General features: G+C 73.4%; 29 protein-coding genes. 11 read left to right on the top strand and 18 right to left on the bottom strand.

The window, feature by feature from the left end:
• Positions 1-4: 4 nt before the first annotated feature.
• The 4 genes from H7827_RS12040 to H7827_RS12025 form a co-directional block, all read right to left on the bottom strand.
• On the bottom strand, positions 5-274 hold the full coding sequence (locus H7827_RS12040; RefSeq protein WP_432744857.1) for a type II toxin-antitoxin system RelE family toxin: 270 nt from the start codon (positions 272-274) through the stop codon (positions 5-7).
• The gene (locus tag H7827_RS12035) at positions 271-543 is read right to left on the bottom strand and encodes a type II toxin-antitoxin system Phd/YefM family antitoxin (RefSeq protein ID WP_432744855.1); all 273 of its coding nucleotides are present in this window, start codon (positions 541-543) and stop codon (positions 271-273) included. Before H7827_RS12035 ends, H7827_RS12040 begins: the two co-directional genes overlap by 4 nt.
• A gap of 77 nt (positions 544-620) precedes the next feature.
• Entirely contained in the window at positions 621-788 is a 168-nt protein-coding gene (locus tag H7827_RS12030; protein WP_158708002.1) for a hypothetical protein, read from the bottom strand.
• A 22-nt stretch (positions 789-810) separates the two neighbouring features.
• Positions 811-1,602, bottom strand: coding sequence for a copper homeostasis protein CutC (locus H7827_RS12025; protein ID WP_432744853.1), 792 nt, complete (start codon positions 1,600-1,602; stop codon positions 811-813).
• A 99-nt stretch (positions 1,603-1,701) separates the two neighbouring features.
• Here H7827_RS12025 and H7827_RS12020 point away from each other — a divergent pair, with 99 nt between their 5' ends.
• Positions 1,702-2,313, top strand: a complete 612-nt coding sequence (locus tag H7827_RS12020; RefSeq protein WP_432744850.1) for an HD domain-containing protein — start codon at positions 1,702-1,704, stop codon at positions 2,311-2,313.
• Here H7827_RS12020 and H7827_RS12015 read toward each other — a convergent pair.
• Positions 2,274-3,602 (bottom strand): Cmx/CmrA family chloramphenicol efflux MFS transporter, encoded by a 1,329-nt coding sequence (locus H7827_RS12015; RefSeq protein ID WP_432744847.1) that lies wholly within the window; start codon positions 3,600-3,602, stop codon positions 2,274-2,276. The two genes, H7827_RS12020 and H7827_RS12015, sit on opposite strands and share 40 nt — an antisense overlap.
• A gap of 61 nt (positions 3,603-3,663) precedes the next feature.
• Here H7827_RS12015 and H7827_RS12010 point away from each other — a divergent pair, with 61 nt between their 5' ends.
• Positions 3,664-4,275 carry an HAD family hydrolase gene (locus H7827_RS12010; RefSeq protein WP_432744844.1) on the top strand — a complete coding sequence of 204 codons (612 nt, stop codon included), beginning with the start codon at positions 3,664-3,666 and terminating at the stop codon, positions 4,273-4,275.
• Here the strand turns inward: H7827_RS12010 and H7827_RS12005 are convergent.
• Entirely contained in the window at positions 4,257-4,544 is a 288-nt protein-coding gene (locus tag H7827_RS12005) for a hypothetical protein (RefSeq protein ID WP_390125333.1), read from the bottom strand. The genes H7827_RS12010 and H7827_RS12005 overlap by 19 nt on opposite strands.
• A 214-nt stretch (positions 4,545-4,758) precedes the next feature.
• Here H7827_RS12005 and H7827_RS12000 point away from each other — a divergent pair, with 214 nt between their 5' ends.
• The gene (locus H7827_RS12000; RefSeq protein WP_030729435.1) at positions 4,759-5,142 is read left to right on the top strand and encodes a cold-shock protein; all 384 of its coding nucleotides are present in this window, start codon (positions 4,759-4,761) and stop codon (positions 5,140-5,142) included.
• Here the strand turns inward: H7827_RS12000 and H7827_RS11995 are convergent.
• From H7827_RS11995 to H7827_RS11980, 4 genes are read right to left on the bottom strand one after another with little or no spacing between them, the layout of a single operon-like run.
• Entirely contained in the window at positions 5,127-6,047 is a 921-nt protein-coding gene (locus H7827_RS11995) for a 1,4-dihydroxy-6-naphthoate synthase (RefSeq protein WP_432744840.1), read from the bottom strand. The genes H7827_RS12000 and H7827_RS11995 overlap by 16 nt on opposite strands.
• Entirely contained in the window at positions 6,044-6,769 is a 726-nt protein-coding gene (locus H7827_RS11990; RefSeq protein ID WP_432744838.1) for a futalosine hydrolase, read from the bottom strand. The genes H7827_RS11995 and H7827_RS11990 overlap by 4 nt, the downstream gene beginning before the upstream one ends.
• A 7-nt stretch (positions 6,770-6,776) precedes the next feature.
• A complete protein-coding gene (locus tag H7827_RS11985; RefSeq protein ID WP_386540164.1) occupies positions 6,777-7,361 on the bottom strand; it encodes a DUF2771 domain-containing protein in 585 nt (194 codons plus the stop codon).
• Positions 7,362-7,387: 26 nt separating this feature from the next.
• On the bottom strand, positions 7,388-8,812 hold the full coding sequence (locus tag H7827_RS11980; protein WP_386540162.1) for an MFS transporter: 1,425 nt from the start codon (positions 8,810-8,812) through the stop codon (positions 7,388-7,390).
• A 225-nt stretch (positions 8,813-9,037) separates the two neighbouring features.
• Here H7827_RS11980 and H7827_RS11975 point away from each other — a divergent pair, with 225 nt between their 5' ends.
• The 3 genes from H7827_RS11975 to H7827_RS11965 all read left to right on the top strand — a co-directional run bounded on the left by H7827_RS11975 (position 9,038) and on the right by H7827_RS11965 (position 13,943).
• Positions 9,038-9,829 (top strand): DUF3027 domain-containing protein, encoded by a 792-nt coding sequence (locus H7827_RS11975; protein WP_386540160.1) that lies wholly within the window; start codon positions 9,038-9,040, stop codon positions 9,827-9,829.
• A 92-nt stretch (positions 9,830-9,921) separates the two neighbouring features.
• Positions 9,922-13,086 carry a sacsin N-terminal ATP-binding-like domain-containing protein gene (locus tag H7827_RS11970; protein WP_432744835.1) on the top strand — a complete coding sequence of 1,055 codons (3,165 nt, stop codon included), beginning with the start codon at positions 9,922-9,924 and terminating at the stop codon, positions 13,084-13,086.
• Positions 13,087-13,097: 11 nt separating this feature from the next.
• A complete protein-coding gene (locus tag H7827_RS11965) occupies positions 13,098-13,943 on the top strand; it encodes an endo alpha-1,4 polygalactosaminidase (RefSeq protein ID WP_432744833.1) in 846 nt (281 codons plus the stop codon).
• Between the two features lie 43 nt (positions 13,944-13,986).
• Here H7827_RS11965 and H7827_RS11960 read toward each other — a convergent pair whose 3' ends face one another.
• Entirely contained in the window at positions 13,987-14,793 is an 807-nt protein-coding gene (locus H7827_RS11960) for an AraC family transcriptional regulator (RefSeq protein WP_432744829.1), read from the bottom strand.
• A 100-nt stretch (positions 14,794-14,893) separates the two neighbouring features.
• On the opposite strand from H7827_RS11960, the gene H7827_RS11955 reads away from it, so the two are divergent.
• Positions 14,894-15,715 (top strand): TSUP family transporter, encoded by an 822-nt coding sequence (locus H7827_RS11955; RefSeq protein WP_432747979.1) that lies wholly within the window; start codon positions 14,894-14,896, stop codon positions 15,713-15,715.
• 23 nt (positions 15,716-15,738) lie between these two features.
• On the opposite strand, the gene H7827_RS11950 is transcribed toward H7827_RS11955, so the two are convergent.
• The 4 genes from H7827_RS11950 to H7827_RS11935 all read right to left on the bottom strand — a co-directional run bounded on the left by H7827_RS11950 (position 15,739) and on the right by H7827_RS11935 (position 19,935).
• On the bottom strand, positions 15,739-16,575 hold the full coding sequence (locus tag H7827_RS11950; RefSeq protein WP_432744827.1) for an alpha/beta fold hydrolase: 837 nt from the start codon (positions 16,573-16,575) through the stop codon (positions 15,739-15,741).
• Between the two features lie 187 nt (positions 16,576-16,762).
• Positions 16,763-19,264, bottom strand: coding sequence for an HAD-IC family P-type ATPase (locus tag H7827_RS11945; protein WP_432744825.1), 2,502 nt, complete (start codon positions 19,262-19,264; stop codon positions 16,763-16,765).
• Between the two features lie 13 nt (positions 19,265-19,277).
• A complete protein-coding gene (locus H7827_RS11940) occupies positions 19,278-19,592 on the bottom strand; it encodes a DUF2530 domain-containing protein (protein ID WP_030729401.1) in 315 nt (104 codons plus the stop codon).
• Positions 19,593-19,608: 16 nt separating this feature from the next.
• On the bottom strand, positions 19,609-19,935 hold the full coding sequence (locus H7827_RS11935; RefSeq protein WP_386540147.1) for a hypothetical protein: 327 nt from the start codon (positions 19,933-19,935) through the stop codon (positions 19,609-19,611).
• Between the two features lie 150 nt (positions 19,936-20,085).
• On the opposite strand from H7827_RS11935, the gene H7827_RS11930 reads away from it, so the two are divergent.
• Positions 20,086-20,532, top strand: coding sequence for a MarR family transcriptional regulator (locus H7827_RS11930; RefSeq protein WP_200365358.1), 447 nt, complete (start codon positions 20,086-20,088; stop codon positions 20,530-20,532).
• 104 nt (positions 20,533-20,636) lie between these two features.
• A complete protein-coding gene (locus tag H7827_RS11925) occupies positions 20,637-21,977 on the top strand; it encodes an MFS transporter (protein WP_386540146.1) in 1,341 nt (446 codons plus the stop codon).
• Between the two features lie 94 nt (positions 21,978-22,071).
• On the opposite strand, the gene H7827_RS11920 is transcribed toward H7827_RS11925, so the two are convergent.
• Entirely contained in the window at positions 22,072-22,575 is a 504-nt protein-coding gene (locus H7827_RS11920) for a GNAT family N-acetyltransferase (protein WP_386541737.1), read from the bottom strand.
• A 35-nt stretch (positions 22,576-22,610) separates the two neighbouring features.
• Between H7827_RS11920 and thpR the strand changes: the two genes are divergently transcribed.
• A complete protein-coding gene (thpR, locus tag H7827_RS11915) occupies positions 22,611-23,183 on the top strand; it encodes an RNA 2',3'-cyclic phosphodiesterase (protein WP_432744820.1) in 573 nt (190 codons plus the stop codon).
• A 117-nt stretch (positions 23,184-23,300) separates the two neighbouring features.
• Here the strand turns inward: thpR and H7827_RS11910 are convergent, their stop codons facing one another.
• Positions 23,301-24,299, bottom strand: coding sequence for an aldo/keto reductase (locus tag H7827_RS11910; protein ID WP_390123118.1), 999 nt, complete (start codon positions 24,297-24,299; stop codon positions 23,301-23,303).
• A 61-nt stretch (positions 24,300-24,360) separates the two neighbouring features.
• On the opposite strand from H7827_RS11910, the gene H7827_RS11905 reads away from it, so the two are divergent.
• A complete protein-coding gene (locus H7827_RS11905) occupies positions 24,361-25,419 on the top strand; it encodes a hypothetical protein (protein ID WP_432744818.1) in 1,059 nt (352 codons plus the stop codon).
• Here H7827_RS11905 and H7827_RS11900 read toward each other — a convergent pair.
• Positions 25,397-26,221, bottom strand: a complete 825-nt coding sequence (locus H7827_RS11900) for a TetR/AcrR family transcriptional regulator (protein ID WP_432744815.1) — start codon at positions 26,219-26,221, stop codon at positions 25,397-25,399. The two genes, H7827_RS11905 and H7827_RS11900, sit on opposite strands and share 23 nt — an antisense overlap.
• Positions 26,222-26,288 lie beyond the last annotated feature (67 nt).

The following is a 26,288-nucleotide window of genomic DNA, read 5'->3' as shown; positions in this document are numbered from 1 at the left end:
TCGGCTACAGCCCGCGACATACCTCGCGACGATTGCCGACCTTGACGACGGGAATGACCAGCTCTCCGTTGTCGACGCTGTAGGCAACGCGATAGGCGCCGACCCGAAGACGGTAGAGCCCTTCGTGGCCGCTCAGCTTCTTGATGTCGGCATCCTGGCTGTAGGGGTCGTCCCCCAGCGCGGTAAGGGCGGCCAGAATGCGCATCGCGGTGGGCTGGTCGATGCCGCGCAACTGTCTGTGCGCCGCGGTGGTGAAGCGGAACGCGTACGTCATGCCGTTGCGGTTCCCTTGCCGCCTTCCTCGCCGAAGAGGTCAGCCAGCAGTTCGCCCATGCTGACCGTCTCGTCCCCGAGATGTGCCACCGCCTCACGGGCCAGCAATGCGTCCGCGGCGTCTTCCAGCGCCTCGTACTCGTGGATCGGCACCAGTGCCGCCACCGGAGCGCCGTTCCTGGTGATCACGGTGGCGTCCCCGGCCTCGGCCCGGTTGATGAGCGTGGCGAGTTGGGCCCTGGCCTCAGGGACACTGACCGCATCATTCACGCGACCCAATGTACGCATCAACGTGTGTACACAAGGGACCCCGATGCGCCCGGCCCACCGGCGGGCGCAGGCCGCCGTCAGCCGTTGAGCAGCACCAGCGCGCCGATGGCCATCGCGGCCACCGCGATGCCGCCCTGCTTGATCTTGGGGCCGCGCCGGGCGGTGCGGTTCATGACGGTGGCCACCAGCAGCATCGTGCCGCCCGCGAGCAGGCCCCAGGCGCCGATGTGTTCGAGTACGGACATGGGCCCGAGTGTAGGCGGGTGATCAGCGGCCGTACATCGCCGCGTTCGCTCCGTTCGTCCCCGCCCCGTCCGCCCCGTCCGCCCCGTCCGCCCCGTCCGCCGCGTTCGCCGTCCCCGCCCCGTCCGCCGCCTCGTCCAGGGCCCGCCGCCAGGTCCGGACCGCCGCCGCCGACACCGGGGCCGCCCAACTGCCGCCCTCACGCGCCGCGCCGCCGATGTGGAAGGCGTCCACCCCGGCTGCCCGCAGCGCCGGGAGGTGGCCGAGCCGCAGCCCGCCGCCCGCCATCAGCCGGGGCCCGCCGCCCGCTGCCGCGGCCTCCGCGCACAGCACCGGCAAACCGTCCGTCACCCCGCCTGCCGCGCCGGCCGTCAGCACCGTGTCCAGGCCCGGCAGCCCGCGCAGCGCGGCCCGCGCCGCGAGGCGGTCGGCGCTGTGGTCCAGCGCCCGGTGGAACGTCCAGGGCGCGCCTCCCAGCTCCCGCGTCAGGGCGCGTACGGCGGTCAGGTCCACCGCCCCGCCCCCGTCCAGGAAGCCGAGGACGAACTCCCGCGCCCCGGCCGCCCGCAGCGTCCGGGCCGCCTCGCCCAGCCGCTCCGTCCCGGCCGCGCCGAACCCGGCCCCGGAGCGCAGCATCACCCGTACCGGCAGCGCCGTCGCGGCCAGGACGGCGGCGACCGTCGCCGCGTCGGGGGTCAGCCCGTCGTACTCCATGCCGGTCACCAGCTCGATGCGATCCGCCCCGCCCTCCCACGCGGCGCGGGCGTCCTGTGCGGTGAGGGCGATGACTTCGAGGAGCGGCCGGGTGACAGACATGGCTGAGCCCTTCCCCGGCGGGGGCGCCGTGATGCGGCCGGACGCGGGCGAAGACGGCGGGGCCGTGAACGGCGGCCGGTTTGCGTGCACAATGCCGGGGTGAGTGGTCATGAGGACGACAGCGCGCTGATCGTACGGTTCCCGGGGCCGCCCGCCCTGGCCCAGGAGTTGCTGGGGCGCTGGCGGGAGCCGCACCGCAGGTATCACACGGTCGGCCATCTGCGGGACGTGCTGGACCGCCTGGAGGAACTGGACGTCCAGCGGTACGCGGCCGACCCGGACGCGGTACGGCTCGCCGCCTGGTTCCACGACGCCGTCTACGACCCGCGCGAGGCCGCGACCAACGAGGAGGAGAGCGCCGAACTCGCCGAGGACCGGCTGCCGCCGGGCGGGTGCGGCGCCGAGGTCGCCCGGCTGGTACGGCTCACCGCCACCCACGACGCCGGCCCCGGGGACACCAACGGCGCGGCGCTGTGCGACGCCGACCTCGGGGTGCTGGCCGGCTCACCGGCCCGGTACGCCGCCTACGCCGCCGAGGTCCGCCAGGAGTACGGCTTCGTGCCGGACGCCGCCTTCCGCACCGGCCGCGCCGATGTGCTGCGCCGGCTGCTCGCGCTGCCGCGTCTCTTCCACACCCCGCACGGCGCGGCCCACTGGGAGGCCACCGCCCGCTACAACGTCGCGGCGGAGCTCGCGCTGCTCACCGGCTGACCCGCCGTACCGCCGGCCACCACCCGCGAGCGCCGCACCGACAGCCGGGACTGCGCGAAGGCCAGTCCGAGCCCGCCGAGGGCGATCAGCGCGCCCACCCACGCGGTCCACGTGTAGCCGAACCCGGCGTTGATGACCAGGCCGCCCACCCACGGGCCCAGCGTGTTGCCCAGGTTGAACGACGAGGTGGCGGTCGCGCCGGCCAGGGTGGGGGCGCCCTCGGTCACGTTGAAGATCCGGGCGTTCAGGGCCGGGGCGCACAGGAACGAGGCGAAGCCCAGCAGTCCGGCCAGCAGCACCGCCGCCACCGGGAACTGGGCGGTCAGCGCCAGCACGGCCAGTACCGTCGCGGCGCCGCCCAGGCCCGCGTACAGGGTGCCGAACATGTGCGCGTCCGCGACCCGCCCGCCGACGATCGTGCCGCCCAGCGCGCCCGCGCCGTACAGCACCAGGACGCCCGGGACCCAGGACTCGCTGAGGCCGGTCACATCGGTCAGCAGCGGCGCGAGGTAGGAGAAGAGGCAGAACGTTCCGGCGGCGAACAGCACCGTGGTCGCCATCGCCAGCAGCACCGCGCCGTCCCGGTAGACGCGCAGTTCCTCGCGGAGCCGGGGGCGTGCCGGGGCCTCGCCGTCCGCCGTCTCGCGGTCCCTGGGGACGAAGAGCACGACACCCACCAGCGCGACCGCCGTCATGAGGGTCACCGCCCAGAACGAGGACCGCCAGCCCAGGTGCTGGCCCAGGAACGCCCCGCCGGGCACCCCCGCGATGTTGGCGATGCTCAGGCCGCCGATCATCACCGCCATGGCCCGGGCCCTGGCGTCCACCGGCACCAGCGAGATCGCCACGGCCGCGCCCACCGCCCAGAAACCGGCGCAGGCCAGCGCGCTCACCACCCGGGAGGCGAACAGCAGCGCGTACCCGTCCGCGAGCGCCCCCACCACATGGCCGACGCCGAACGCCGCCAGCAGCCCGATCAGCGTCACCCGGCGCGGCAGCCGCTGCGTCGCCACCGCGAGCACCGGCGCGCCGACCACCATCCCGATCGCGAACGCCGAGATCAGCAGCCCGGCCGTCGGGATGGACACCTCCAGGTCGTCGGCCACCTCGGGCAGCAGCCCGGAGAGCATGAACTCCGAGGTGCCGAGGGCGAAGACCGCCACCCCCAGGATGAGGACGGCGGTGGGCAGCCGGGTACGGGAGGCCGGCGGGGTCGCCGGGACGGAGGCCGGGGCGGCGTCAGTGGATTCAGGCACGGGAGGGCCAACAGTCGCCGTCGCCGTACGCATTCCTGGGCCCGCAGTGATCCGGGCCACGCCGCGCGGCGGCCCGTTCCCGCACACTGGGCGCATGGCACTGACCGTTGGATTCGACCTCGACATGACGCTCATCGACTCGCGGCCCGGGATCCGCGCCACCTACGAGAAGCTGTCGGCCGAGACCGGCGTCGCCATCGACGCGGCGCTCGCCGTCACCCGGCTCGGGCCGCCGCTGGAGGAGGAACTGGCGTACTGGTTCCCCGCCGGGCACATCCCGGAGATGGCCGACCGCTACCGCGCCATGTACCCCGAGTACGCGATCCCCGGCACCCCCGCCATGCCCGGCGCGGCCGAGGCCATCGCCGCCGTGCACGCGCGCGGCGGCCGGGCGATCGTGGTCACCGCCAAGTACCAGCCCAACGCGGAGCTCCACCTGGACCGGCTCGGGCTGCGCGCGGACGCGCTCATCGGCTCGCTGTGGGCCGAGGAGAAGGCGACCGCGCTGCGCGAGCACGGCGCCACGGTGTACGTCGGCGATCACATCGGGGACGTACGGGGCGCCGCGGCGGCCGGGGCGCACTCGGTCGCGGTGGCCACCGGCCCCTACGACGCGGCGGCGCTGACCGAGGCCGGGGCCGGCACCGTGCTGCCGGACCTGACGCACTTCCCCGGCTGGCTGGAGGGCTACGGCGCGACCGACTGAGCGGCCGCCACCGGTTGCACGGCGGCGGCCGTCGCCCGGTCCCTGCGGCGCTGCTGGGCCACCGAGCGCAGCAGCCCGCAGGCGGCGACGGCGAATCCTAGGCCCATCAGCATCGACACCGCGTACGCGGCCGTGGGGAAGGGTTCTGTTCCGGCGAAGAGGGGAATGAAGGTGATCAGGGTCGCGACCGCGCCCACGGCGAAGATCACGCCGCCGATCCGTACCAGCAGATCCCCACGATCGAGGGTGTTGTCATTGGAGCCGCTCACCCCTCAAGAGTGAAGTGTGACCCCGCCTTCTGGCAAGAAAAGCCATTCACCTTGATCGTGAAGGGTGGGAGCATGGGATCCGGGACGTGGGTCGGTGGCCTCTTGCCAGGGGCGCTTCGGCGATTAGCCTTGGAACAGCGGGTCCTTGTGGGCCCGCCGCGTTGTGTATTGCTCTTGTGATGGTTCCTGCGGACGAGTGCGAGGACGAGGACACGTGCCTACCGGCAAGGTCAAGTGGTTCAACAGCGAGAAGGGCTTCGGCTTCCTCTCCCGCGACGACGGCGCTGACGTCTTCGTCCATTCCTCCGCCCTGCCCAGTGGCGTCGACAGCCTCAAGCCCGGCCAGCGCGTCGAGTTCGGCGTCGTCGCCGGCCAGCGCGGTGACCAGGCGCTGTCGGTGGTCGTCCTGGACCCGGTGCCCTCGCTCGCCGCGCAGCAGCGCCGCAAGCCCGATGAGCTGGCCTCGATCGTGCAGGACCTGACCACCCTCCTGGAGAACGTCACCCAGCAACTGGAGCGCGGCCGGTACCCGGACAAGGACAGCGGCCGGAAGATCGCGGGCATGCTGCGCGCGGTCGCCGATCAGCTCGACGTCTGACCCGTCGCCGCCGCTTGGGCGGATGCCGCCGCGGTGGCCTCCGGGGGCAGCAGCAGTTCCCCGGCCACCGGCGGCACCAGGCCCTGGCCCGCGGCCCTGGTCAGCAGCTCCCGTACCGCCGCGTGGCCGGAGTCGCCCAGCTCCGCCGTGAAGTCGTTCACGTACAGCCCGATGTGCTGGTCCGCCACGGCCGGGTCCATCTCCTGGGCGTGCGCCAGGACGTACTCCCGGGACGCCGCCGGGTCCGCCCACGCCTGCCGCACCGAGGCGCGGATGGCGTCGCTGATCGCCGTCAGCCGCTCGGTGCCCAGGGACCGCTTGCCGATGATCGCGCCCAGCGGGATCGGGTGCCCGGTGGTGGACTCCCAGAACTCGCCCATGTCGGCGAGCTTGTGCAGCCCGTACCCCTGGTACGTGAACCGCGCCTCGTGGATGACCAGGCCCGCGTCCACCACCCCGTCGCGGACCGCCGGCATGATCTCGTGGAAGGGCAGCACCCGGATCTCGCCGATGCCGGGCGCCGGCACGCTCTCCGCCGCCCACAGCCGGAAGAGCAGATACGCGGTGGACCGCTCGCTCGGGACGGCCACGGTCTTGCCGACCAGCGACGCGCCGGGCTCGCGGGTGAGCACCAGCGGACCGCAGCCACGGCCCAGCGCCCCACCGCAGGACAGCAGCGCGTACTCCTCCAGCACCCAGGGCAGGACGGCGTAGGAGACCTTCAGCAGCTCGCCCTCGCCGCGCTCGGCCAGGCCGTTGGTGATGTCGATGTCGGCGAAGTCCACGCTCACCGGCGGCGCGCCCGCGACCAGGCCGTGCGACCAGGCGTGGAAGACGAAGGTGTCGTTGGGGCAGGGGGAGTGGCGGAGCGTCAGCGTTCCGGTGGGCGTACCGGTGTCCGTCATGGTGCGGTGCTCCGTTCTGCCGTCGGTGCCCCGAGGCCGTCCTCCAGGACGGGGACCATCCTGGCAAACGCCTCGGTGAGCGCGGTCAGCGCCTCCCCGATCCGCCAGGCGGCGCGGTCGCGCGGGCCCACGGCGTTCGAGACGGTACGGATCTCCAGCACCGGTACGCCGGCCCGGGCGGCGGCCTCGGCCACCCCGAACCCCTCCATCGCCTCGGCGGCGGCCCCCGGATGGCGCCGGACCAGTTCGGCGGCGCGGGCCGCCGTGCCGGTCGCGGTGGAGACGGTGAGCACCGGGGCGTGCACGGCGCCCAGCGCCGCGGCCACGGCCGGGGAGAGGCCGGGGTCCGCCGGGTACGCGGCGATGCCGAATCCCAGGGCGCCCAGGTCGGTGAAGCCCTCCGGGCCCTCGCCCGGGGTCTGCGCACCCAGGTCGGCGGCGACGAGCGTTGAGGCCACCACCGCGTCGCCGATCCCGGCGTGCGGCGCGATGCCGCCGCCGATGCCGGCCGAGATCACCAGGTCGAACGGGGCGGGGCCGGAACCGGCGAGCGCGAAGGCCGTCGCGGCGGCGGCCGCGGCCGGACCCGCGCCGGCGGCCAGCACCGCGTACCGCCCGGCGCCCGCGCCGGCATCGGCATCACCGGCACCGTCGGCGCCCACCGCCCGCAGCACCGCGTCCCGCTCGGCGGCCACGGCCGTCACCACCAGGACGCGGCCCACGGCCGGCTCAGCCCTCGCTGTCGGGGCTCAGCTGGGCGTTCCACACGCCCTTGACGCTGTCGTACAGGGCGGCCTGCACCGCTTCCTGGCCCTCGGCCTGGGCGATGGCGGTCAGCTTCTCCAGGCTGAAGTCCTCGGTCACCTCGGCGACCGACACCCGCAGCGTGCCGTCGCCGGACTGCTGCATCGCGTTCTGCGACAGCGACCACAGCAGGTCGCCGGAGAGCGTGCGGTAGGTGCTGGTGTAGCGCTGGTACTCGATCGGCTGGTCGTTGACGAACAGCAGCCAGCCCGAGTCGGCGACCTTCGGGTCCACGCCGATCCGGAACGCGTCGCCGGTGTTGTAGTCGAAGACCGGTACGTCCGTGGCGGCCGTCAGGCACTTCTGCGCCTGCTCCGCGCCCAGCGTCTCGCCGTGGCCGTAGCAGTCGGCGTCCGCCTCGGGGGAGGTGGTGTTCGTGTTGAGCGTGAAGTGCGCGTTGGGCGTCGGCTTCTCACAGGCCGACAGGACGACGAGGCCCAGCGACACGGCGCCGACGGCGGCAGCGGTACGAATGGCCCGTCGGCCCCGGCTCCTGGAGATCGCAGTCATGCGGGCAGATTACCGGGCAGCCCCGCTCACCTCACGCGCGGGTGCGGGGAGCCGCGCCGCGCGGTCGCCAGCAGGCTGCCCATGGTGGGCACCGCCCCGGCCACCACCAGGACCGCCGCGACCGCCATCCCCAGGGTGCCGTTGAGCGGCAGGGCCATCGCGATGGCGCCGCCGATCACCCACGCCATCTGCACCATCGTCTCGGAACGGGCGAATGTGGAGGTGCGCACCACTTCCGGGACATCGCGCTGAATGATCGCGTCCAGCGACAACTTGCCCATCGCCTGGCAGATTCCTGCCACGGCGCTCACCGCCGTCACCGTCGCCAGCCCGTACGCCACCACCGCCGCCACCGTCGAGGCCAGCGCCAGCACCATCATCATCAGCAGGATCGCCTCGGGCGCCCGGTCCCGCAGCCAGGAGCCCAGCACATTGCCCAGACCGTTGCCCAGACCGGCCGCCACCCCCACGATGCTCAGCGACACGGCGGGCGACAGTCCGGAAAGGCCGTGCTCGCGCAGCAGGAACGCCAGGAAGAACAGCAGGAAGCCGGTCAGGCAGCGCAGCGAGGAGTTCGCCACCAGCGCCTTCAGCACCGGGGTGTCCATCCCCGCGCCCAGCAGCCGCGTCCCGCGCCCGGTCTCCTTCGTGCGCTCCGCCCGTTCGGCGCGCGAGCGGGTCAGCTCCGCCAGGTGCACCTCGCGCTCGCCGCGCGCCAGGTCCACCTTGTGCGGCAGCCGGAAGGACATCACCGCGCCCGCCACCGTGATCAGGAACGCCGCGTACAGCGGCCATTTCTCGCCCAGCGCGTTGAGCCCCAGCCCCACCGGTGCCGCCACCCCGGCCGAGATCAGCCCGGTCAGCGTGATCCGGGCGTTCGCCTTCACCAGCGAGATCTGGCCGGGCAGCAGCCGTGGCACGACGGCGGCCCGCACGATGTTGTACGCCTTGGACGCCACCATCACGCCCAGCGCCGCCGGGTACAGCTCCAGGCTCGCCCCCGAGGCCACGGCGCTGGCGATCACCAGCGCGAGCATCCCGCGCACCAAAAGCGCCCCGGCCATCGCCGCCCGCCGGCCGTGCGGGATCCGGTCCAGCAGCGGGCCGATCACGGGGGCCAGCAGGACGAACGGCGCCATGGTGACGGCCAGGTACAGCGCCACCCGGCCCCGGGCCTCGCCGGTGGGGACGGAGAAGAAGATCGTGGAGGCCAGCGACATCGTGATGAGCATGTCGCCCGCCGAGTGCACGGCGTGCAGTTCGATCAGCTTGCCCAGACCGGATTCGCCCGCGCCCTGCGCGTGGGTGGCCTTCCTGACCCGGCGCCCCAGCGCCGTCGGTGGTCTGCGCAGGGCACGCCCGATGGCCCGGCCGGCTCGGGTGAGACGACCCGGGCCGGATCCGGTCTCGTTCCTGGCATCCGACGCGTCCGAGGTGCGGGCAGCAGCCACGGGCAGCAGCCTACGTCCTGAGCCGTCCCGCGCACCCAGGCTCGCGGCCCACGCGCCCCGGGTGTAACCCGTGCGGTAGCGTGGTCAGACGGTGCGCCTAGTCTCGAACAGTACGACGTCGCAGCGGCCGGACCTCCGTTCCGGGCCCGCTCCGTCAGCTCCGTCCGCCTTCAGGCGCCCGCACCGATCAACGGCGTAGGAGGGTCGATTCTTGTGAGTGCCGGGATGCGAAGCCGTACCCCCGACCGGCTGTGCGCGGAGGCTGTGGAACTGGCCCGCGACGCGGCGGCGGAGGCGGCTCGTCCGCAGCCGCTCGGACCCTATCTGGGGGCGGTCGCGGAAGGCGACCGCCTCGTCACCCATCTCTTCGAGAGCCAGGACCCCGGGTACCGGGGCTGGCGCTGGTCGGTGACGGTGGCCCGCGCCTCGCGGGCGAAGAACGTCACCGTGGACGAGGTCGTGCTGACCCCGGGCCCCTCCTCGCTGCTGGCGCCCGAGTGGGTGCCCTGGAGCGAGCGGCTGCGCCCGGGCGACCTGGGGCCCGGCGATCTGCTGCCGTCCGAGGCGGACGACCCGCGCCTGGAGCCCGGGTACGCGCCGGAGCCGGTCGAGGAACTGGAGGAACTGGAGCGGGCCGAGGCGCCCGCGGAGGGCGAGGCGCTGCCGGAACGTGCCAGCATCGCCGCCGTCGCCCGCGAACTGGGCATGGCCCGGCCCCGGGTGATGTCGCGGCTGGGCCTGGACGAGGCGGCCGAGCGCTGGGAGGAGCACTACGGGCCGCGCACCCCCATGGCGCAGGCGGCCCCCGCGTCCTGTGTGACCTGTGGCTTCCTGGTGCCGGTGGCGGGCTCGCTGCGCCGCTCCTTCGGTGTGTGCGGCAATGAGTTCTCCCCGGCGGACGGCCATGTGGTGGCGCTGTCCTACGGCTGCGGCGCCCACTCGGAGGCGGCCGTGGTCCCCACCCCGCCGCCCGCGCCCCAGCCGGTCATCGACCACATGACGGCCGACCCGCTGTGAACCCGTAACGGGGCCGGTGCCGGGGGCCGTTACGGGGCCGGGTCACGGCCTCCCGGCCCGGCGTGTCGGTGCGCACGGGTACTGTCGCTCCCGTGACCGTGACCCACGACGACCCGTTCGACACCGGACGGCTGCGGCAGACCGTCCTGAACGCCTGGAGCGCGTCCCCGGCGCGGTTCCGGGAGGACGCCAACGCCGAGGAGGACCTCGCCCGCGGCGGCTACCGCGACCGGGTGGTGGTCGAGCTGGCGCAGAACGCCGCCGACGCCGCCGCCCGTTCCGGCGCGCCGGGGCGGCTGCGGCTGGGCCTGCGCGACGGGGTGCTGGTCGCGGCCAACACCGGTGACCCGCTGGACGCGGCCGGGGTCGCCTCCCTGTCCACGCTGCGCGCCTCCGCCAAACGGGACGGCGAAGGACCGGGCGAGGGCGGGGGCGCCGCCGCGACCGTGGGCCGGTTCGGGGTCGGCTTCGCCGCCGTGCTGGCGGTCAGCGACGATCCCGCGATCGTCAGTTCCACGGGCGGGGTGCGCTGGTCGCTCGCCGACTCCACCGCGCTCGCCCGGGAGACCGCCGGCGACAACCCGGAGCTGATCGCGGAGCTTGAGCACCGGGCGGGCGGGCGGCACGCCGTACCGCTGCTGCGGCTGCCGTTCCCGCAGGCCCCCGACGATCCGCCGGCCGTGGTGCCCGAGGGGTACGACACCGCCGTGGTGCTGCCACTGCGCGACGCCGCCGCCGAGGACCTGGTCACCCGGCTGCTGGACGCCGTGGACGACACGCTGCTGCTGGCGCTGCCGGGGCTGACCGAGGTCATCGTGGAGACGCCCGGCGGCACCCGCAGCCTCACCCACCGCACGTTCGGCCCGTACACCCAGATCACCGAGGAGCCGGGCCCGGCGGGCAGCGCCGTGCGCTCCACCCGCTGGCGGGTGGCCACCGCCGAGGGCGAGGCCGCCCCCGAACTGCTGGCCGACCGGCCCGTCGAGGAGCGCCGCCGGCCGCGCTGGGCGGTGACCTGGGCCGTCCCGGTGGACGCCGAGGGCGCGCCGGTGCCGCCCACCAGCCCGCCGGTGCTGCACGCGCCGACCCCCACCGATGAGGCGCTGGGACTGCCGGCGCTGCTCATCGCCACCTTCCCGCTGGAGCCGACCCGCCGTCATGTGGCGCCGGGGCCGCTGACGGAGCATCTGCTGCACGAGGCGGCCGACCTGTACGCGTCGCTGCTGGCCGACTGGCGTCCGGTGACCGCCGGCATCCTGGACCTCGTCCCCGGGCCGCTGGCCCGCGGCGAGATCGACGGGGCGCTGCGCGCGCTGCTGCTGGAGCGGCTGCCGGGGACCGCGTTCCTGCCGCTGGCCGCGCCGCCGGAGACGGGCGAGGACGGCACCGAGACGCCCCAGGCGCTCCGTCCGGACCAGGCCGAACTGCTGGAGCGGGCCGGCGCGGAGACCGTCGCCGTGCTCGCCGAGCTGTTCCCGACCCTGCTGCCGGCCGGGCACGAGCGCCGCGCCGAGCTGCGCATCCTGGAGGTGAGCCGGGTCCCGCTGGGGGAGATGATCGACCGGCTGGCCGGTGTCGAGCGGCCCGCCGCCTGGTGGTGGCGGCTGTACGACTCGCTCTCCGGGGTGGATCCGGAGCTGCTGTCCGGGCTGCCGGTGCCGCTGGCCGACGGGCGGACGACGATCGGGCCGCGCCGGGTCCTGCTGCCGGTGCCCGGCACCGAGGCTGCCGGTCTGGGCCGGCTCGGGCTGAAGATCACGCATCCGGACGCCGCGCATCCGCTGCTGGAGAAGCTCGGCGCCAACCCGGCGACCCCGCGCGCCGTGCTGAGCACCCCGCAGGTGCGCGGCGCGGTGGCGGCCTCCGCCGACTTCGACCTGTGGCACGAGGACGCGCTGCCCGCCACCGAACTGGCGGAGCTGGTGCTGTCGCTGGTGCGCGACGCCGATCTCGCGCCGGGTGACGAGCCGTGGCTGGCCGCGCTGGCGCTGCGCGACGAGGACGGCGAGCTGGCCCCGGCCGGGGAGCTGGTCTACCCGGACAGCCCGTTCCAGCGGCTGATCCGCCCCGGTGAGCTGGCCGCCTGCGACGCCGAGCTGGCGGCCCGCTGGGGTGAGCAGCCGCTGACCGCGGTGGGCGTGCAGGCGACGTTCGCGCTGGTACGGGCCACCGATGTGGTCCTGGACCCGGATGAGCTGGAGCCGCGCGACACCGACTTCCCCGAGCCGGACGACGCGGGAGTGCTCGACGCGGTCGACGTGTGGTGCGAGGACCTGCTGGACGCGCTGCCGCACACGGATCTGCCGCCGGTGGCGCTGGAGCTGGTGGCGATCCGCGACCTGGAGCTGATCGACGAGGCGTGCTGGCCGCAGGCGCTGTCGCTGCTGGCGCGGCACCCGTGGCGGGAGGCGCTGACGGCGCCGGTGCAGATCCGGCTGCCGGACGGCACGGTGACCACCGCCCGCCCGTACACCGCCTGGTGGCTGCGCGGCGCCCCGGTGCTGGAGGGCCGCCGCCCGGCGGGTCTGCGGGCCGCCGACGCCGATCCGCTGCTGGCCGGCCTCTACGAGGAGGCCCGGGTGGCGGATGTGGACGAGGAGATCCTGCGCGCGCTCGGGGTGCGGACGACGGCGCGCGCCCTGCTGGCCGAGCCGGGTGGCGCGGCCGAGCTGCTGGCCCGGCTCGCCGACCCGGAGCGTACGGTCACCGCCGCCCGGCTGGTGCGGCTGTACGCGCTGCTGGCGGAGCTGGATCCGGACGAGGTGACGCTGCCCGAGGAACTGCGGGCGGTGGTGGACGACGTACCACAAGTGGTGCACGCCGCCGACGCGGTGGTGGCGGACGCGCCCGATCTGCTGCCGCTGGCGACCGGACGGGCCCTGCTTCCGGTCCCGCCGGCCGGGGCGGCGGCGCTGGCGGCGGTGCTCGATGTGCCCGCGTTGAGCGCGGTGCTGCCCGCGGAGCCTCCGGAGGGCGGGGTGGAGCGGGAGGTGCCCGAGGTGGCGCGAACTCTTCTGGGGGCCGGGACACCCCGCACCTACGTCGAACACAATGAACTGATGATCGATGGCACGGAAGTGACCTGGCGCCACCCGGCGGACGGGGCGGACCCGCGGGTCCACGCCTCCACCGTCGAGGGTCTGGCGGCCGGTCTCTCCTGGGCCACCGGCCAGTGGCAACGACGCTTCGAGCTGGCGGCACTGCTCGAAGACCCCACACGTTCCGAGGAACTGGCGACCGCGAGGTGGTTCGACTGATGCGCCGATGGATGTCCCGCAAGCCCCTGACCGTGCTGGCCGCCTCGGCCGCCACGCTGCTGACCCTGAGCGCCTGCTCGGCGGCGAACGCCAACGAGGACCGGGAGAACCGGGCGGGCGAGCCCACGGCCTCGCAGGACACGGCGGCGGAGCGGGAGTTCTGGACCCCGGAGCCGGGCACCGACTGGCAGTGGCAGCTGATCGGCACCGTGGACACCTCGGTGGATGTGCCCGTCTACGACATCGACGGTTTCGACAACGCGGCCGCCGTCGTCGACACGCTGCACAGCGAGGGCCGCAAGGTCATCTGTTACATCAGCGTGGGCTCCTGGGAGGACTGGCGCCCCGACGCCGGCGACTTCCCCGACAGCGTGATCGGCAACCCGCTGGACGAGTGGGAGGGCGAGCAGTGGCTGGACATCCGTCAGCTGGACACGCTGCGCCCGCTGATGGCCGCCCGCTTCGACATGTGCGCGGACAAGGGCTTCGACGCGATCGAGCCGGACAACATGGACGGCTACATCAACAACCCCGGCTTCCCGCTCACGAAGGAGGACCAGATCGCGTACAACCTGATGATCTCCGAGCTGGCCCATGAGCGGGGCCTGTCGGTCGGCCTGAAGAACGGCGTGGACATGGTCCCCGAGCTGGTGGACGCGTTCGACTTCGCCGTCAACGAGGAGTGCGCGTACTACAGGGAGTGCGGCAAGGTCAGCCCGTTCATCGAGGCGGGCAAGGCGGTCTTCCACGTCGAGTACGAGATGACGACCGAGGAGTTCTGCCCGGTCACCCAGCCGCTGGGCTTCAGCTCCCTCCAGAAGAACTGGGACCTGGACGCCTGGCGCGCCACCTGCTGAGCCGGGCCCGCCCGGCCGCTCCACCGCTGCCCCGCCGTAACGGTCACCCGTACGGCGGGGCAGCGCCGTTCGGTCCGCCGTACGGCGCCCGTTCCGCCGCGAAGCGGGACGGCGGGACGCCGAAGGTACGGGTGAAGGCCGCCGTGAACGCGGCGGGGGTGGCGTAGCCGAGCCGCCCCGCGACCTCGGTGACCGAGGCGGTGGCCAGCAGCGGCACCGCTGTCAGCATCCGCGCGCGGGTCCGCCACACGGCCGGGCTGTCGCCGGTCTCGGCCCGGAACCGGCGGGTGAGGGCCCGTTCGCTCATCGCCGCCCGTGCCGCCCACTCCGCGTTGCTGACGCCGGTGTCAGGAGCGGCCAGATACGCCCGGCACAGCGCCGCCAGCGCGGCGCAGGACGGGATCCGCACCTGGAACGGGAGCGGGCGCAGCGCCGCGATCTCGTGCAGCAGCAGTGCGATCACGCACCCCGCCCGCCCCGAGCGGTCGTAGTCGGCGGGAAACCCGGTGGCGGTCAGCAGCAGTTCGCGCAGCAGCGGCGGCACGTCCACCACCCGGCAGGCCGCGGGCCACCAGGGGACGGCGCGCGGTTCGACGTACAGGCTCCCGGTGCTCACCCCGAGCATCCGCACCCGGTGCCGGGTGGCAGCCGGGATCAGGACGGCGCGCTGCGGCGGCACGGTCCAGGTGCCCTCGGCGGTGTCCACGATCATGACCCCGGTGGCGCCGTACAGGAACTGCGCCCGCCGGTGCTCGTGCCAGTCCAGGACGTGCCCGGGCGGATAGTCGGTGCCGATCGGCAGGACGTCCCGGTCCAGGTGGTCGACGTCGGCCAGCGCGATGTTCCTCACCCGGGCCACCCTAGGACGTGGACGCAGCTGGCCGGGACGCGAAGGAATAGTGCCGACCATCGCATGCGAGACGCACCGCCCTCTTGATGGGCTGTTCCGCGTGGACTTCATGGCTCTGCTCGGCATCGGGCTGCTCACCGGCGTGACGACGGCACTGTTCGGCTTCGGCGGCGGCTTCGTCGCCGTCCCGGTGGTGGTGTGGGCCAACGCCGCCCTCGGACCGGACGCGATGCGGGTGGCGGTGGCCACCTCCGCCCTGGTGATGCTGGTGAACGCCGGGTTCGCGACCGCCGTCACCCCGCGCCGCACCCTGGCCGCGCTGCGCGGCGGCGGACCGCTGCTGGCACTGCTGGCGGCCGGGGCGGCGGCCGGCGCGTTCGCCGTGCGGTACGCCCCGGCCGGGCCGGTGCGCTGGGCCTTCCTCGGCTACCTCGCCCTCACCATCGCCGACCTGGCGCTGCGCCCCGGCTTCCTGCGCCCGAACCCCCATCCCCGCCCCCGACCTCTGGCGAACACCGCCACGCCCGCCCGTGGCCCGCTGCCCGCCGCCCTCGGCCTGCCGATCGGCGCCGTGGCGGCCTTCCTCGGCGTGGGCGGCAGCGTGCTGACCGTCCCCGCGATGCGGCGGGCCGGACACCCGATGCGGCTGGCCACCGTGCTGGCCAACCCGCTCACCCTCGTGGTGACGCTGCCGGCCACCGCCGTCTCGCTGGGCGGCACCGTGGACAGCGCCGCCGCGCAGGCGCACGCCCAGCTGGTGGGCCTCGTCGACCTGCGCGCCGCCGGGGCCCTGCTGCTCGGCGCGCTCCCGGTCATCGCCCTGCTGCGCCGCCGCCCGCCCCGTATCCACGACCGCGTCCACGCCTGGGCGTACCTGGCCCTGCTGTGCGTGATGACGGCCGCGATGGCGTTCGCCGGGTAGCCGCTGGGCCCGCCCCGGCGGGGTCAGCCGGCCAGGAACGGGACGAGGCTCGGCGCGAGCTTCTTGGGCGCCATGACCACCGCCCCGTGGTTGAGGCCGTCGAGCGTGCGGTGCTCGGCGTGGGGCAGCACCTCGGTGAGCGCCCGCGCGGCTTGGTGGAAACCCTCGGGGCTCTTGCCGCCCGTGAGCACCAGGGTCCGGGAGGCCACCGACGACCACTCATCGGCCTTCAGCGGCTCGCCCCGCTGGGTGTCGCCCATCACGGCGATGTCGTACGGCAGGGTGGGAGCGAGCGCCTTCAGGCCGGACCACACGCCGGGCATCAGCCGCATCGAGGCGACGAGGAGCCCCGGCATCCCCTGGGCCTTGGTCATGAAGAGCTTCACCGCGTCCCCGCGCCGGTCCTCGGCGAGCAGCGCGTCGATCCGCCCGGCGAAGTCCGCCGGCGGGCCGAAGGCGTCGCCGTCGACCGCGAACGGCGGCTCGTAGAGAGCCAGCCGGGGGATGTCGAGACCGGCCGCCGCGGCGCGCAGGGCGAGCACCGCGCCGGAGGAACTGCCGAACACCGAGGCCGACCCGCCGCAGTGCTCCAGCAGCGCCGCGATGTCCTCGATCTCGCGCTCGACCGCGTACCGCGCGCCGTCACCGCTCGCCCCGCGGCCCCTGCGGTCGTAGTTGATGACGGTGAAGTGCCGGGCCAGCAGCCCGGCGAGCTTGGCGCCGTCGGACCGGTCGGCCAGCGCCGAGGCCACCAGGATCACCGCCGGTCCGCTGCCGGAGCGCCGGAACGCGATCGTGGTGCCGTCGGCCGAGACAACGGCCGATTCCGTACCGGCCGTGTTCTCACTCGTCTCGGACACGTTCCTCAACTCCCCTGGTCGTGACGGCACGTGCCGCCGGAGGGTGGACCGTGACGGGGCGCGGAACTCATCGGTCCGCACGCTCCCTCGTGGGCGGGGCGGGCCCGCCCCGCCCACGAGGAGGCCCCCGCCGGCGTGCTGCCGGCGGGGGCCTGGGGGAGTGCGGAGAGGGAAGGGATACGTAGGCTCAGCCGGCCGGCTGGGTCTCCCGCTCCTTCTCCTCCTCCATCATCGACTTCGGCAGGTCCGGGACCGTCTTCGGGGCGATCCGCGCCGCCACCTCCAGCAGCACACCGGCCGCCACCGCCATGCCCACGGCCGTCAGTGGCATCCGCGCGCCGACCAGTTGCAGCTCGAAGAAGTCCTGGGCGAACGGGATGCTGATCGCCAGCAGGAAGCCGGTGCCCATCGTGACGATCAGGCCGGCCCGCCACCAGGTGAGCGGCCGGGCGATGATCGTCAGCACCCACAGCGCGATCAGGAACAGCGTCAGCGTCGCCGCCGTGGTCTCCGCCTCACGGGTCGCCTCCGTGGCCCCGTAGTGGGCCCTGGCCAGCAGATACGAACCGAAGGTGGCGGCACCGGCCAGCAGACCGAAGGGGACGGCCAGTCTGAGCACCCTGCGCACGAAGTACGGGCGGGCCCGCTCCTTGTTCGGCGCCAGCGCCAGGAAGAACGCCGGGATGCCGATGGTCAGCGCCGACAGCAGCGTGGAGTGACGCGGCAGGAACGGGTACGGCACCTGCGCCGCGATCACCGCGAACGCCATGAACACCGAGTAGACCGTCTTCGTCAGGAAGAGGTTCGCGACCCGCTCGATGTTGCCGATGACCCTCCGGCCCTCGGCCACCACGTCCGGCAGCGTCGCGAAGCTGTTGTTCAGCAGCACGATCTGCGCGACCGCGCGGGTGGCCTCCGAGCCCGAGCCCATCGAGACACCGATGTCGGCGTCCTTCAGGGCGAGCACGTCGTTCACGCCGTCGCCCGTCATCGCCACGTTGTGGCCCTTGGACTGGAGCGCGCCGACCATCTCCCGCTTCTGCTGCGGGGAGACCCGGCCGAAGACGGCGCCGCTCTCGACGGCCTCCGCCATCTGCTCCCGCCCCTGCGGCAGCTGCCGGGCGTCCACCGGGGCGTCCGCGCCGGGCAGCCCCAGCTTTCCGGCGACCGCGCCCACCGACACGGCGTTGTCCCCGGAGATGACCTTGGCGTCCACGCCCTGTTCGGCGAAGTACCGCAGGGTGTCGGGGGCCTCGCGGCGCAGCCGCTGCTCCAGGATCACCAGCGCGGCCGGGGTCAGCGACTCCGGTGCCGCCGAGGCCCGCACGTCCTCCAGCCGGCCCTCGGCGCGGGCCAGCAGCAGCACCCGCAGACCCTGGGTGTTCAGCTCGTCGACGGCGGCCAGCTGCGGGTCGCCGGGGGGCAGCAGGACGTCGGGGGCGCCCAGCAGCCAGGTGTGGCGCGCGCCGTCCGGCTCGGTCAGCTCCGCGCCGCTGTACTTGCGGGCGGAGGAGAAGGGCAGCGTCTCGCCGTGCCGCCAGCCGTCCCCGGCGCTGTCCGCCGGGTAGGCGTCGATGATCGCGGCGAGCGAGGCGTTCGGGCGCGGGTCGCTGCCGCCGAGCGTGGCCAGCACGCCGCGTACGTAGGTCTCGTCCCGGCCGCCGTCCAGCACCCGCAGGTCGGTGACGTCCATGCCGCCCTCGGTGAGGGTGCCGGTCTTGTCCAGGCACACCACATCGACGCGGGCCAGGCCCTCGATGGCGGGCAGTTCCTGCACCAAGCACTGTTTGCGGCCCAGCCGGATCACGCCGATCGCGAAGGCGACGGAGGTGATCAGCACCAGGCCCTCGGGCACCATCACCACGATGCCGGCCACGGTGCGGCGGATCGCCTCGAAGGTGTCGGCCCGCTCCACCAGCAGCTGGCTGATCATCAGGCCGATGGAGGCCGGGATCATCAGCATGATGCAGAACTTGAGGATCTTGGCGATGCCGTTGCGCAGCTCGGAGTTGACCAGCGTGAAGCGGGACGCCTCCTCGGCGAGCTGGGCCGCGTACGCCTCCCGTCCCACCTTGGTGGCGGTGAACGCGCCGCCGCCGGCCACCACGAAGCTGCCGGACATCACGGCGTCGCCCGGCTGCTTGACCACCGGGTCGGCCTCGCCGGTCAGCAGCGACTCGTCGATCTCCAGACCGTCCGACTCGGTGACCACACCGTCGACCACGACCTTGTCGCCGGGGCCGAGCTCGATGAGGTCGCCCAGCACGATCTCGGCGTTGGCGACCTCCTTGGCCGCGCCGTCGCGCCGGACGGTGGGCCGGGACTCTCCGATGACCGCCAGGCTGTCGAGCGTCTTCTTGGCGCGCAGCTCCTGGATGATGCCGATCAGCGCGTTGAAGAGGACGACGCCGCCGAACAGGCCGTCCTTGAGCGGTCCGACCACCAGGATGACGGCGAACAGCACGCCCATGATGGCGTTGAAGAGTGTGAATACATTGCCGCGGATGATCTCGCCGACGGATCGTGACGCCCTGACCGGTACGTCGTTGACCTCGCCGCGCGCGACCCGCTCGGCGACCTCGGCGCTGCTCAGACCGGTGTGCCGGTCCGTGCCTCCTGGCCCCCCACCCGGCTGGTCGTCCGCGATACGCGTGACGGGAGTACGGCCCCCGCCTGCCCCTTGACTCATGGCTTCCGTCCCTCTAAGGGGCGGGCTGCTCACTGGGCCCGCCATCGGCGGACGGTCCGTGCGCGTCCCGGCCGCTGTTCCGGGCAGCGTACAGGGCGGCTTCGCGCCTCCGTACGATCCACAGACCCAGCAGTCCCAGACCGGTTCCGGCCAGGCAGGTCCACACCCACCACGTGTGATCGTGGTCGCTGAACCAGCTGTAGAAGGGGACCTGGACCACGAAGAGGGCGCCCCAGATGAGGGTGCCGACCGTGATGGTCGCCACTACATTGCCCTCCAACGGCTCCGGTGCCACCCGTTTGCCGTCGGTCCAATCGCCCAGCCGCATTCCGTGCCTTCCCGTCCTATCCCGTGCCGTCCCCGAGGTAGCGGTGCTCAGCGTAACCGGGGGCGGTGACGCGGCGGGATGAGGTGGTCCCCCCGGGACTGTGCGGTGGACCCTCTCCCGGACTCGGTCCGGTCGGCACTCCCCGGGCGAGCAGGGCGCTGCGCTGGACGGAGGAGTGGAACCGTTCGTCGAAGTCCTCGCGGGCGAGTATCCGCAGCACGTAGTCCTGGAGGGGGAGTCCGCGCCGGGCGGCGTGTGCGGTGAGCTGGGCCAGCAGGGGGTCCGCTATCCGGATGCTGAGGACGGAGGACGAGGTTCCCGGGACAGGTGTGGGGGATGTCATGGGAAATACGGTCCCGGCCGCCCGGCGGCGCGCAAGTGCTTTCCGCACAGGGTCACTCGAAAGGGTGGTCTTGGGGGGTGTTCCTGGTGCGCGGCGGCGTGGCATGCGCGTATATTTCGTTAGGCAAGCTAATGAGCTATGGTGGTGTACATGCCCAACGTGACGCCGGCCGCCCGCGCCGACGATGCCGAAGCGGTCAACACCCTGCGTATCGCCGTCCTGCGGCTCTCCCGCCGCCTGCGCCATCTGCGGGTGGACCGCACGCTCAGCCTCGCCGAGATGTCGGCCCTGGGCACCCTGGCCCGCTGCGGCGCGATCACCCCGGGCGAGCTGGCCCGTAAGGAGCACGTCCAGCCGCCGTCCATGACCCGCATCATCGCCCTGCTCGTGGACCGGGGCCTGGTCCGTCTCGAACCGCACCCCGAGGACCGGCGGCAGAAGCTGGTCGCCGCCACCGACGAGGCCGAGGCGGTGCTGGAGGCGAGCCGCAGCCAGCGCAACGCCTGGCTGACGCAGCTCGCCGAGGAGCTCGACGAGGAGGAGTGGGCCGCCCTGCGCGAGGCCGCCCCCGTCCTGCACAAGCTCGCGCACCTCTAGCCGGCTCCGCACCGCGTACCGCCGTACGGAGTCACGCACCACCGCACGAAGCGCACCACCGCACGAAGCGCACGAACCGCACCACCGCACAAAGGAGTGTCCTCTTGAGTTCGGGACCCGGAGCAGACTCCGCACCCGCACCGACCGACGATCACCACGACGCCCCCCTCACGACCTTCAGCTCCCTCGCGGTCCGCAATTACCGGATGTTCTTCTTCGGGTCCTCGATATCGAACATCGGTACCTGGATGCAGCGGATCGCCCAGGACTGGCTGGTGCACGAGCTGACCGGATCCGCCACCGCGGTGGGTATCACCACCGCCCTGCAATTCCTGCCGATGCTGCTGTTCGGCCTCTACGGCGGAGTCCTCGCCGACCGCTTCGACAAGCGGCGGCTCCTGTTCGTCACCCAGTCCTCGCTGGGCCTGACCGGCCTGCTGCTGGGCGCCCTGACCATCACCGGTCATGTGAACGTGTACCACGTGTACGCCCTGGCCTTCGTGGTCGGCGTCGTCACCGTGGTCGACAACCCCACCCGCCAGACCTTCGTGGCCGACATGGTCGGCCCCCGGCTGCTGCCGAACGCGGTCTCCCTGAACTCCGCGAACTTCCACTCCGCCCGCCTCATCGGCCCCGCCGTCGCCGGTGTGCTGATCACCGCCGTGGGCGGTGGCTGGGCGTTCATCGTCAACGGGCTCTCGTTCGCCGCGCCCATCGTCGGCCTCATGATGATGCGCTCCTCCGAACTGAACGCCTCCCACCGCGCCCCACGCCGGAAGGGCCAGCTGCGCGAGGGCCTGCGCTACGTCGGCAGCCGCCCCGAACTGCTGTGGCCGATCGTGCTGGTCGGCTTCATCGGCACCTTCGGGTTCAACTTTCCGGTGTGGGCCATCGCCTTCACGGACGGCGTCTTCGACGCCGGGGCCGGCAGCTACGGCCTGCTGAACACCCTGATGGGCGCCGGCTCGGTCGTCGGCGCACTGCTGGCCGCCCGGCGCGGCAGCCGGCGGATGCGCTTCACCTTCGCCGCCGCGGCACTGTTCTCCGCGGTGCTGATGCTGTCCTCGGCCGCCCCGTTCTTCTGGGTCTACGCGGTGCTGATGGTGCCGATGGGCCTGGTGGCGATGACCTTCCAGGTGTCTTCGAACGCCGGCATCCAGCTGAACACCGAACCGGAGATGCGGGGCCGGGTGATCAGCCTGTACATGATGGTCTTCCTCGGCGGCACGCCGATCGGGGCGCCGGTGGTCGGCTGGGTCACCGACAGCTTCGGTCCGCGCGTCGGGATGGCCGCCGGCGGGGCGATCTGCCTGCTGGGCACGATGGCGCTCGCCCTGGTGCTCGCGAGAATCGGCGGCCTGCGGCTGCGCATCGACCTGCGGGCCGGGCGCCGGGCGCTGGCGCTGGTGCCCCGCGATCCGCAGCCGGTGGCCACCACGGCCTGACCGGCCCGCGATACCGGCCACCCGGTGGGGCGGTGGCCCGTACGGACCCACTCCGTACGGGCCACCGCCCCACCGTCGTGCGGGCCCGGCCCCGTCAGACCCGGCGGGCCAGCAGGGCGCCCGGCCAGTCCCCGTTCGCGGTGAACCGCTCCACCAGCCCGAACCCCTGCGCGAGGTAGTAGGCGAGCAGCCGCCCGTCGTCCCCCGCGTAACAGTCGACGCGCAGCAGCGAGATGTCCTGCCGCCGGGCCTCGGCCACGGCGTGCTCCAGCAGCGCGGCCCCCACGCCCCGCCCCGCGAAACGGCGGTCGGTCACCAGCAGATGCACGTACACCTCGGGCTCCCCGGCGGGCGCGATGTACGGTCCCGGGCCCGGGGTGAGCGTCATCGTCCCGGCCGGCTCCCCGTCGATCTCGGCGACCCACGGAGTCCCCTCCGCGACGATCTCCCCGACCCGCGCCACCGCCCTGGGCCGCCCCGACCACGGCTCGCTGCCCCACTGCCCCGTCCGTCCGCCGGCCGCCAGCCACTCCACGGCACCGTCCAGCATGCCGAGTATGAGGGGAATATCGTCACTGCCACCCGATCGGATCTCCATGCGGCCCGATCCTAGCCAGGGGGGACATCGCACCCATGAGACTTTTCGCCGCGCTCTTCCCGGACGACGGGGCGGTACGGGAGCTGGAACGGGCGGTGCGCCCGCTGCGCCGCCAGGACGAGCGGGACACGCGGGGCGTGCGCTGGACGCCGGTGGCCGGGTGGCATCTGACGCTCGCCTTCTACGGCGAGGTCCCCGACGAACTCGTCCCCGAACTGCGGCAGCGCCTGGCGGCGGTGGCCACCGCGGGGAGCACGCTCATCCTGCGGCTGGCGGGCGGTGGCCGGTTCGGCGACCGCGCGCTGTGGGCCGGGGTGGACGGGGACACGGAACCGCTGACCGCCCTGGCGACGGCGGCCCGCGCCACGGGCACCGCCCTGGGCCTGCTGCCCGACGAGCGGCCCGGGTACGTACCGCACCTGACGGTCGCCCTCGCCCGGCGCGGCGCGCGCACCGCGCTGGCCCCGTACGCCGAGCGTCTCGACGCCTTCGCCGGCCGCCCGTGGGCGGCCGGCGAGCTGGTGCTGGTGCGCAGCGAGACCGGTCCCGACGGCTCCCGCTACAGCACCGAGGCGTCGTGGCCGCTGGGCGGCGGCGCCGGCGGCTGAGCTACCTTTGAGCGCGTGAACACCAAGACCCGAACCCGCATCGTCAGCGGCGCGCTCGTGCTCATCCTGGCCGTGGTGGCGCTGGCCGCCCTCTTCGGCTGACCGGCCGCGCGCGGCCTACCAGGCGAACGCCTCGGGGGAGGGGCCCGGGCCGGGGAAGATCTCGTCCAGCTTGGCGAGCAGCTCCGGGCTGAGTTCCAGCTCCACCGCCCGCACCGCGGACTCCAGCTGCTCGGCCACCCGCGGCCCGACGATCGGCCCGGTGACGGCGGGCCGGGTCAGCAGCCAGGCAAGACCCACCTCGCCCGGCTCCAGGCCGTGCTCGGCCACCAGGTCCTCGTACGCCTGGACCTGCGCGCGCCGTACCGGGTCGGCCAGCACCTCGGCCGCCCGGCCGCCGCCGCTGCGGCGCTCACCGCGCTCGTTCTCCTTGCGGATGGCGCCGCCCAGCAGCCCGCCGCTGAGCGGGGACCACGGGATCACGCCGAGCCCGTAGTTCTCGGCGGCCGGGATCACCTCCATCTCGGCGCGCCGCTCGACCAGGTTGTACAGGCACTGCTCGCTCACCAGGCCGAGCGAGCCGCGCCGCGCGGCCGTCTCGTTGGCCTGCGCGATGTGCCAGCCGGCGTGGTTGCTGGAGCCGGCGTACAGGATCTTGCCCTGCTGGACGAGGACGTCGATGGCCTGCCAGATCTCCTCCCACGGGGTGTGCCGGTCCACGTGGTGGAACTGGTAGAGGTCGATGTAGTCGGTGTTCAGCCGCTTGAGGCTGGCTTCGACGGCGCGCCGGATGTTGAGGGCGGACAGCCGGTCCTCGTTCGGCCAGGGGTCGCCCTCGCCCAGGTGCATGGAGCCGTACACCTTGGTGGCCAGTACCGTCTTCTCGCGCCGCCCGCCGCCGAGCCCGAACCAGGAGCCGACGATCTCCTCGGTGCGGCCCTTGTTCTCGCCCCAGCCGTAGACGTTGGCGGTGTCGAAGAAGTTGACGCCGGCGCCCAGGGCGGCGTCCATGACGGCGTGCGAGCCCGCCTCGTCGGTGAACGGGCCGAAGTTCATGGTGCCCAGGACGAGACGGCTGACCTTGAGGCCGGTGCGGCCCAGCTGTGTGTACTTCATGATCGACACTGAACTCCCTGGAGTGCGCTCCAGGCAAGCGTGTTCTGGCACTCTTGGGCGCATGACGGTCTGGAGTGCGGCTGCCGGAGTGATGAGCGCGGTGCTGCTGGCGGCGGCGCCCGGGGCGCGCCCGACGCAGGACGAGGCGCCGCAGCGGTTCACCATCGAGGACGAGCGGATCACGGAGTCCAGCGGTCTGGCGGCCTCGACCCGGCACCCGGGGGTGTACTGGACGCACAACGACAGCGGGTACGGCCCGTACCTGTACGCCGTGGACGCGGCCACCGGGCGGACCGTGGCCACCCTCACCCTCCAGGGCGCCGAGATGCGCGACGTGGAGGCGGTCCACTTCGGCCCGGACGGGGCGCTGTACGTCGGGGACATCGGGGACAACTTCGACGGCAGCTGGGACGAGGTGTGGATCTACCGGGTGCCCGAACCGGAGGTGCTGGCGGACGCGACGGTCGTGCCGGACGTCTACCGGGTGCGGTACGACGACGGGCCGCGGGACGCCGAGTCCCTGATGGTGCATCCGCAGACCGGGCGGGTCTACATCGCCAGCAAGAAGCGCAAGGAGCCGGGGGCCCTGTACGCCGGGCCCGAGACGCTGTCGACGACGGAGGTCAACACCTTCGAGCGGGTCGCGGACATCGACCTGTGGATGACGGACGGGGCGTTCTCACCGGACGGCACCCGGCTGGCGCTGCGCGGGTACTTCACCGCCCGGATGTATGAGTGGACGGAGGAGGGGCTGGGGGACCGGATCAACCGGCAACTGCTGATCCCGGCGCAGCCGCAGGGCGAGTCGATGACGTTCACGCCGGACGGGCGGTACCTGATGTACGGCTCGGAGGGGGAGCGCAGCGAGGTGGTGCCGGTGGAGCTGAAGGGCGAGCTGCTGCCGGAGAGCCTGCGGGAGGGCGACGGGGAGGACGAGGAGGGGGCGGACTCCGGTGCCGTACCGCCCGCCCAGGGCAATGATCCGGCCGACCCGGACGCGGGGGGCGGGGCCGAGGAGGATTCCGCCGCGTTCGCCCGGCTGCTGGTGACCTTCGCGCTGGGGACGGTCCTGGTGGTGGCGCTGCGCCGCCTGCTGTTCAGCCGCAGCCGTTCCCGCTGACCGAGTCCGGCTTCGGGTCCGGCTCCCGGTCCGGGTCCCCGGCGGCGTCCGGCCGCCCGAAGTACACCTCCAGGCCGTCGAGCACCCGGTCGAGGCCGAAGGCGAAGATCTCGTCGCCGGTGATGTCGAAGCTGTCCTCGGACAGGGCGAAGACCTCGGGGTAGGCGCCGGAGCGGTGGGCGATCTCCATCAGGGGCGCCTGGGTGTCCCAGAACTCCTGGTCGCTCATGCCGCTCTGCTCGGAGAGCTGCTGGGCCAGGACGTGGGTGCGGGCCAGTCCGGTGACGTAGGCGTCGAGGGTCTGGATGACGGCGACCTTCTCCCGGCCGCCGAGGGGCAGTCCGCGCAGCCCGGTGAGGGAGAACTCGAAGCCCAGCAGGGCGTTGGGGCCCAGCAGCGGGCGTGACTGGTTGACCTGGAGCAGCCAGGGGTGGCGCAGGTAGGTGGCGTAGGAGCCGCGGGCGACCTGTTCGAGGCGTTCGCGCCAGCCGGTGCCGGGGGCGGGCTCCATGGTCTCGCCGGGGTCGGGGCCGTTGACCCGGTCGAGCATCAGGTCCAGGAGTTCTTCCTTGCCCGGGACGTACCGGTACAGGCTCATGGCGCCGACGCCGAGTTCGGCGGCGACCTTGCGCATGGACAGGGCGGCGATCCCGTCGCGGTCGGCGAGTTCGATGGCGGCGGTGACGATGGCGTCCAGGCTGAGCCCGGGGCGGGGGCCGCGGTTCGGGGCCTCGCGGCCCTCCCACATCAGACGCAGGCTGCGCGTGATGTCCTCGCTGCCGCCGTTGTGTGCCGTGCTCATGGTGTGGCCCATTTAATCACTGTCCCCCTCTACTGGGTACGGCGTACGCTGTTCTGCGTACACTGTA

The organism is Streptomyces sp. JH002, from assembly GCF_050916115.1.
Lineage (GTDB): Bacteria > Actinomycetota > Actinomycetes > Streptomycetales > Streptomycetaceae > Streptomyces > Streptomyces xiamenensis.
Note: the sequence above shows the minus strand (reverse complement) of the source record. Positions and strands in the feature narration are given on the sequence as shown.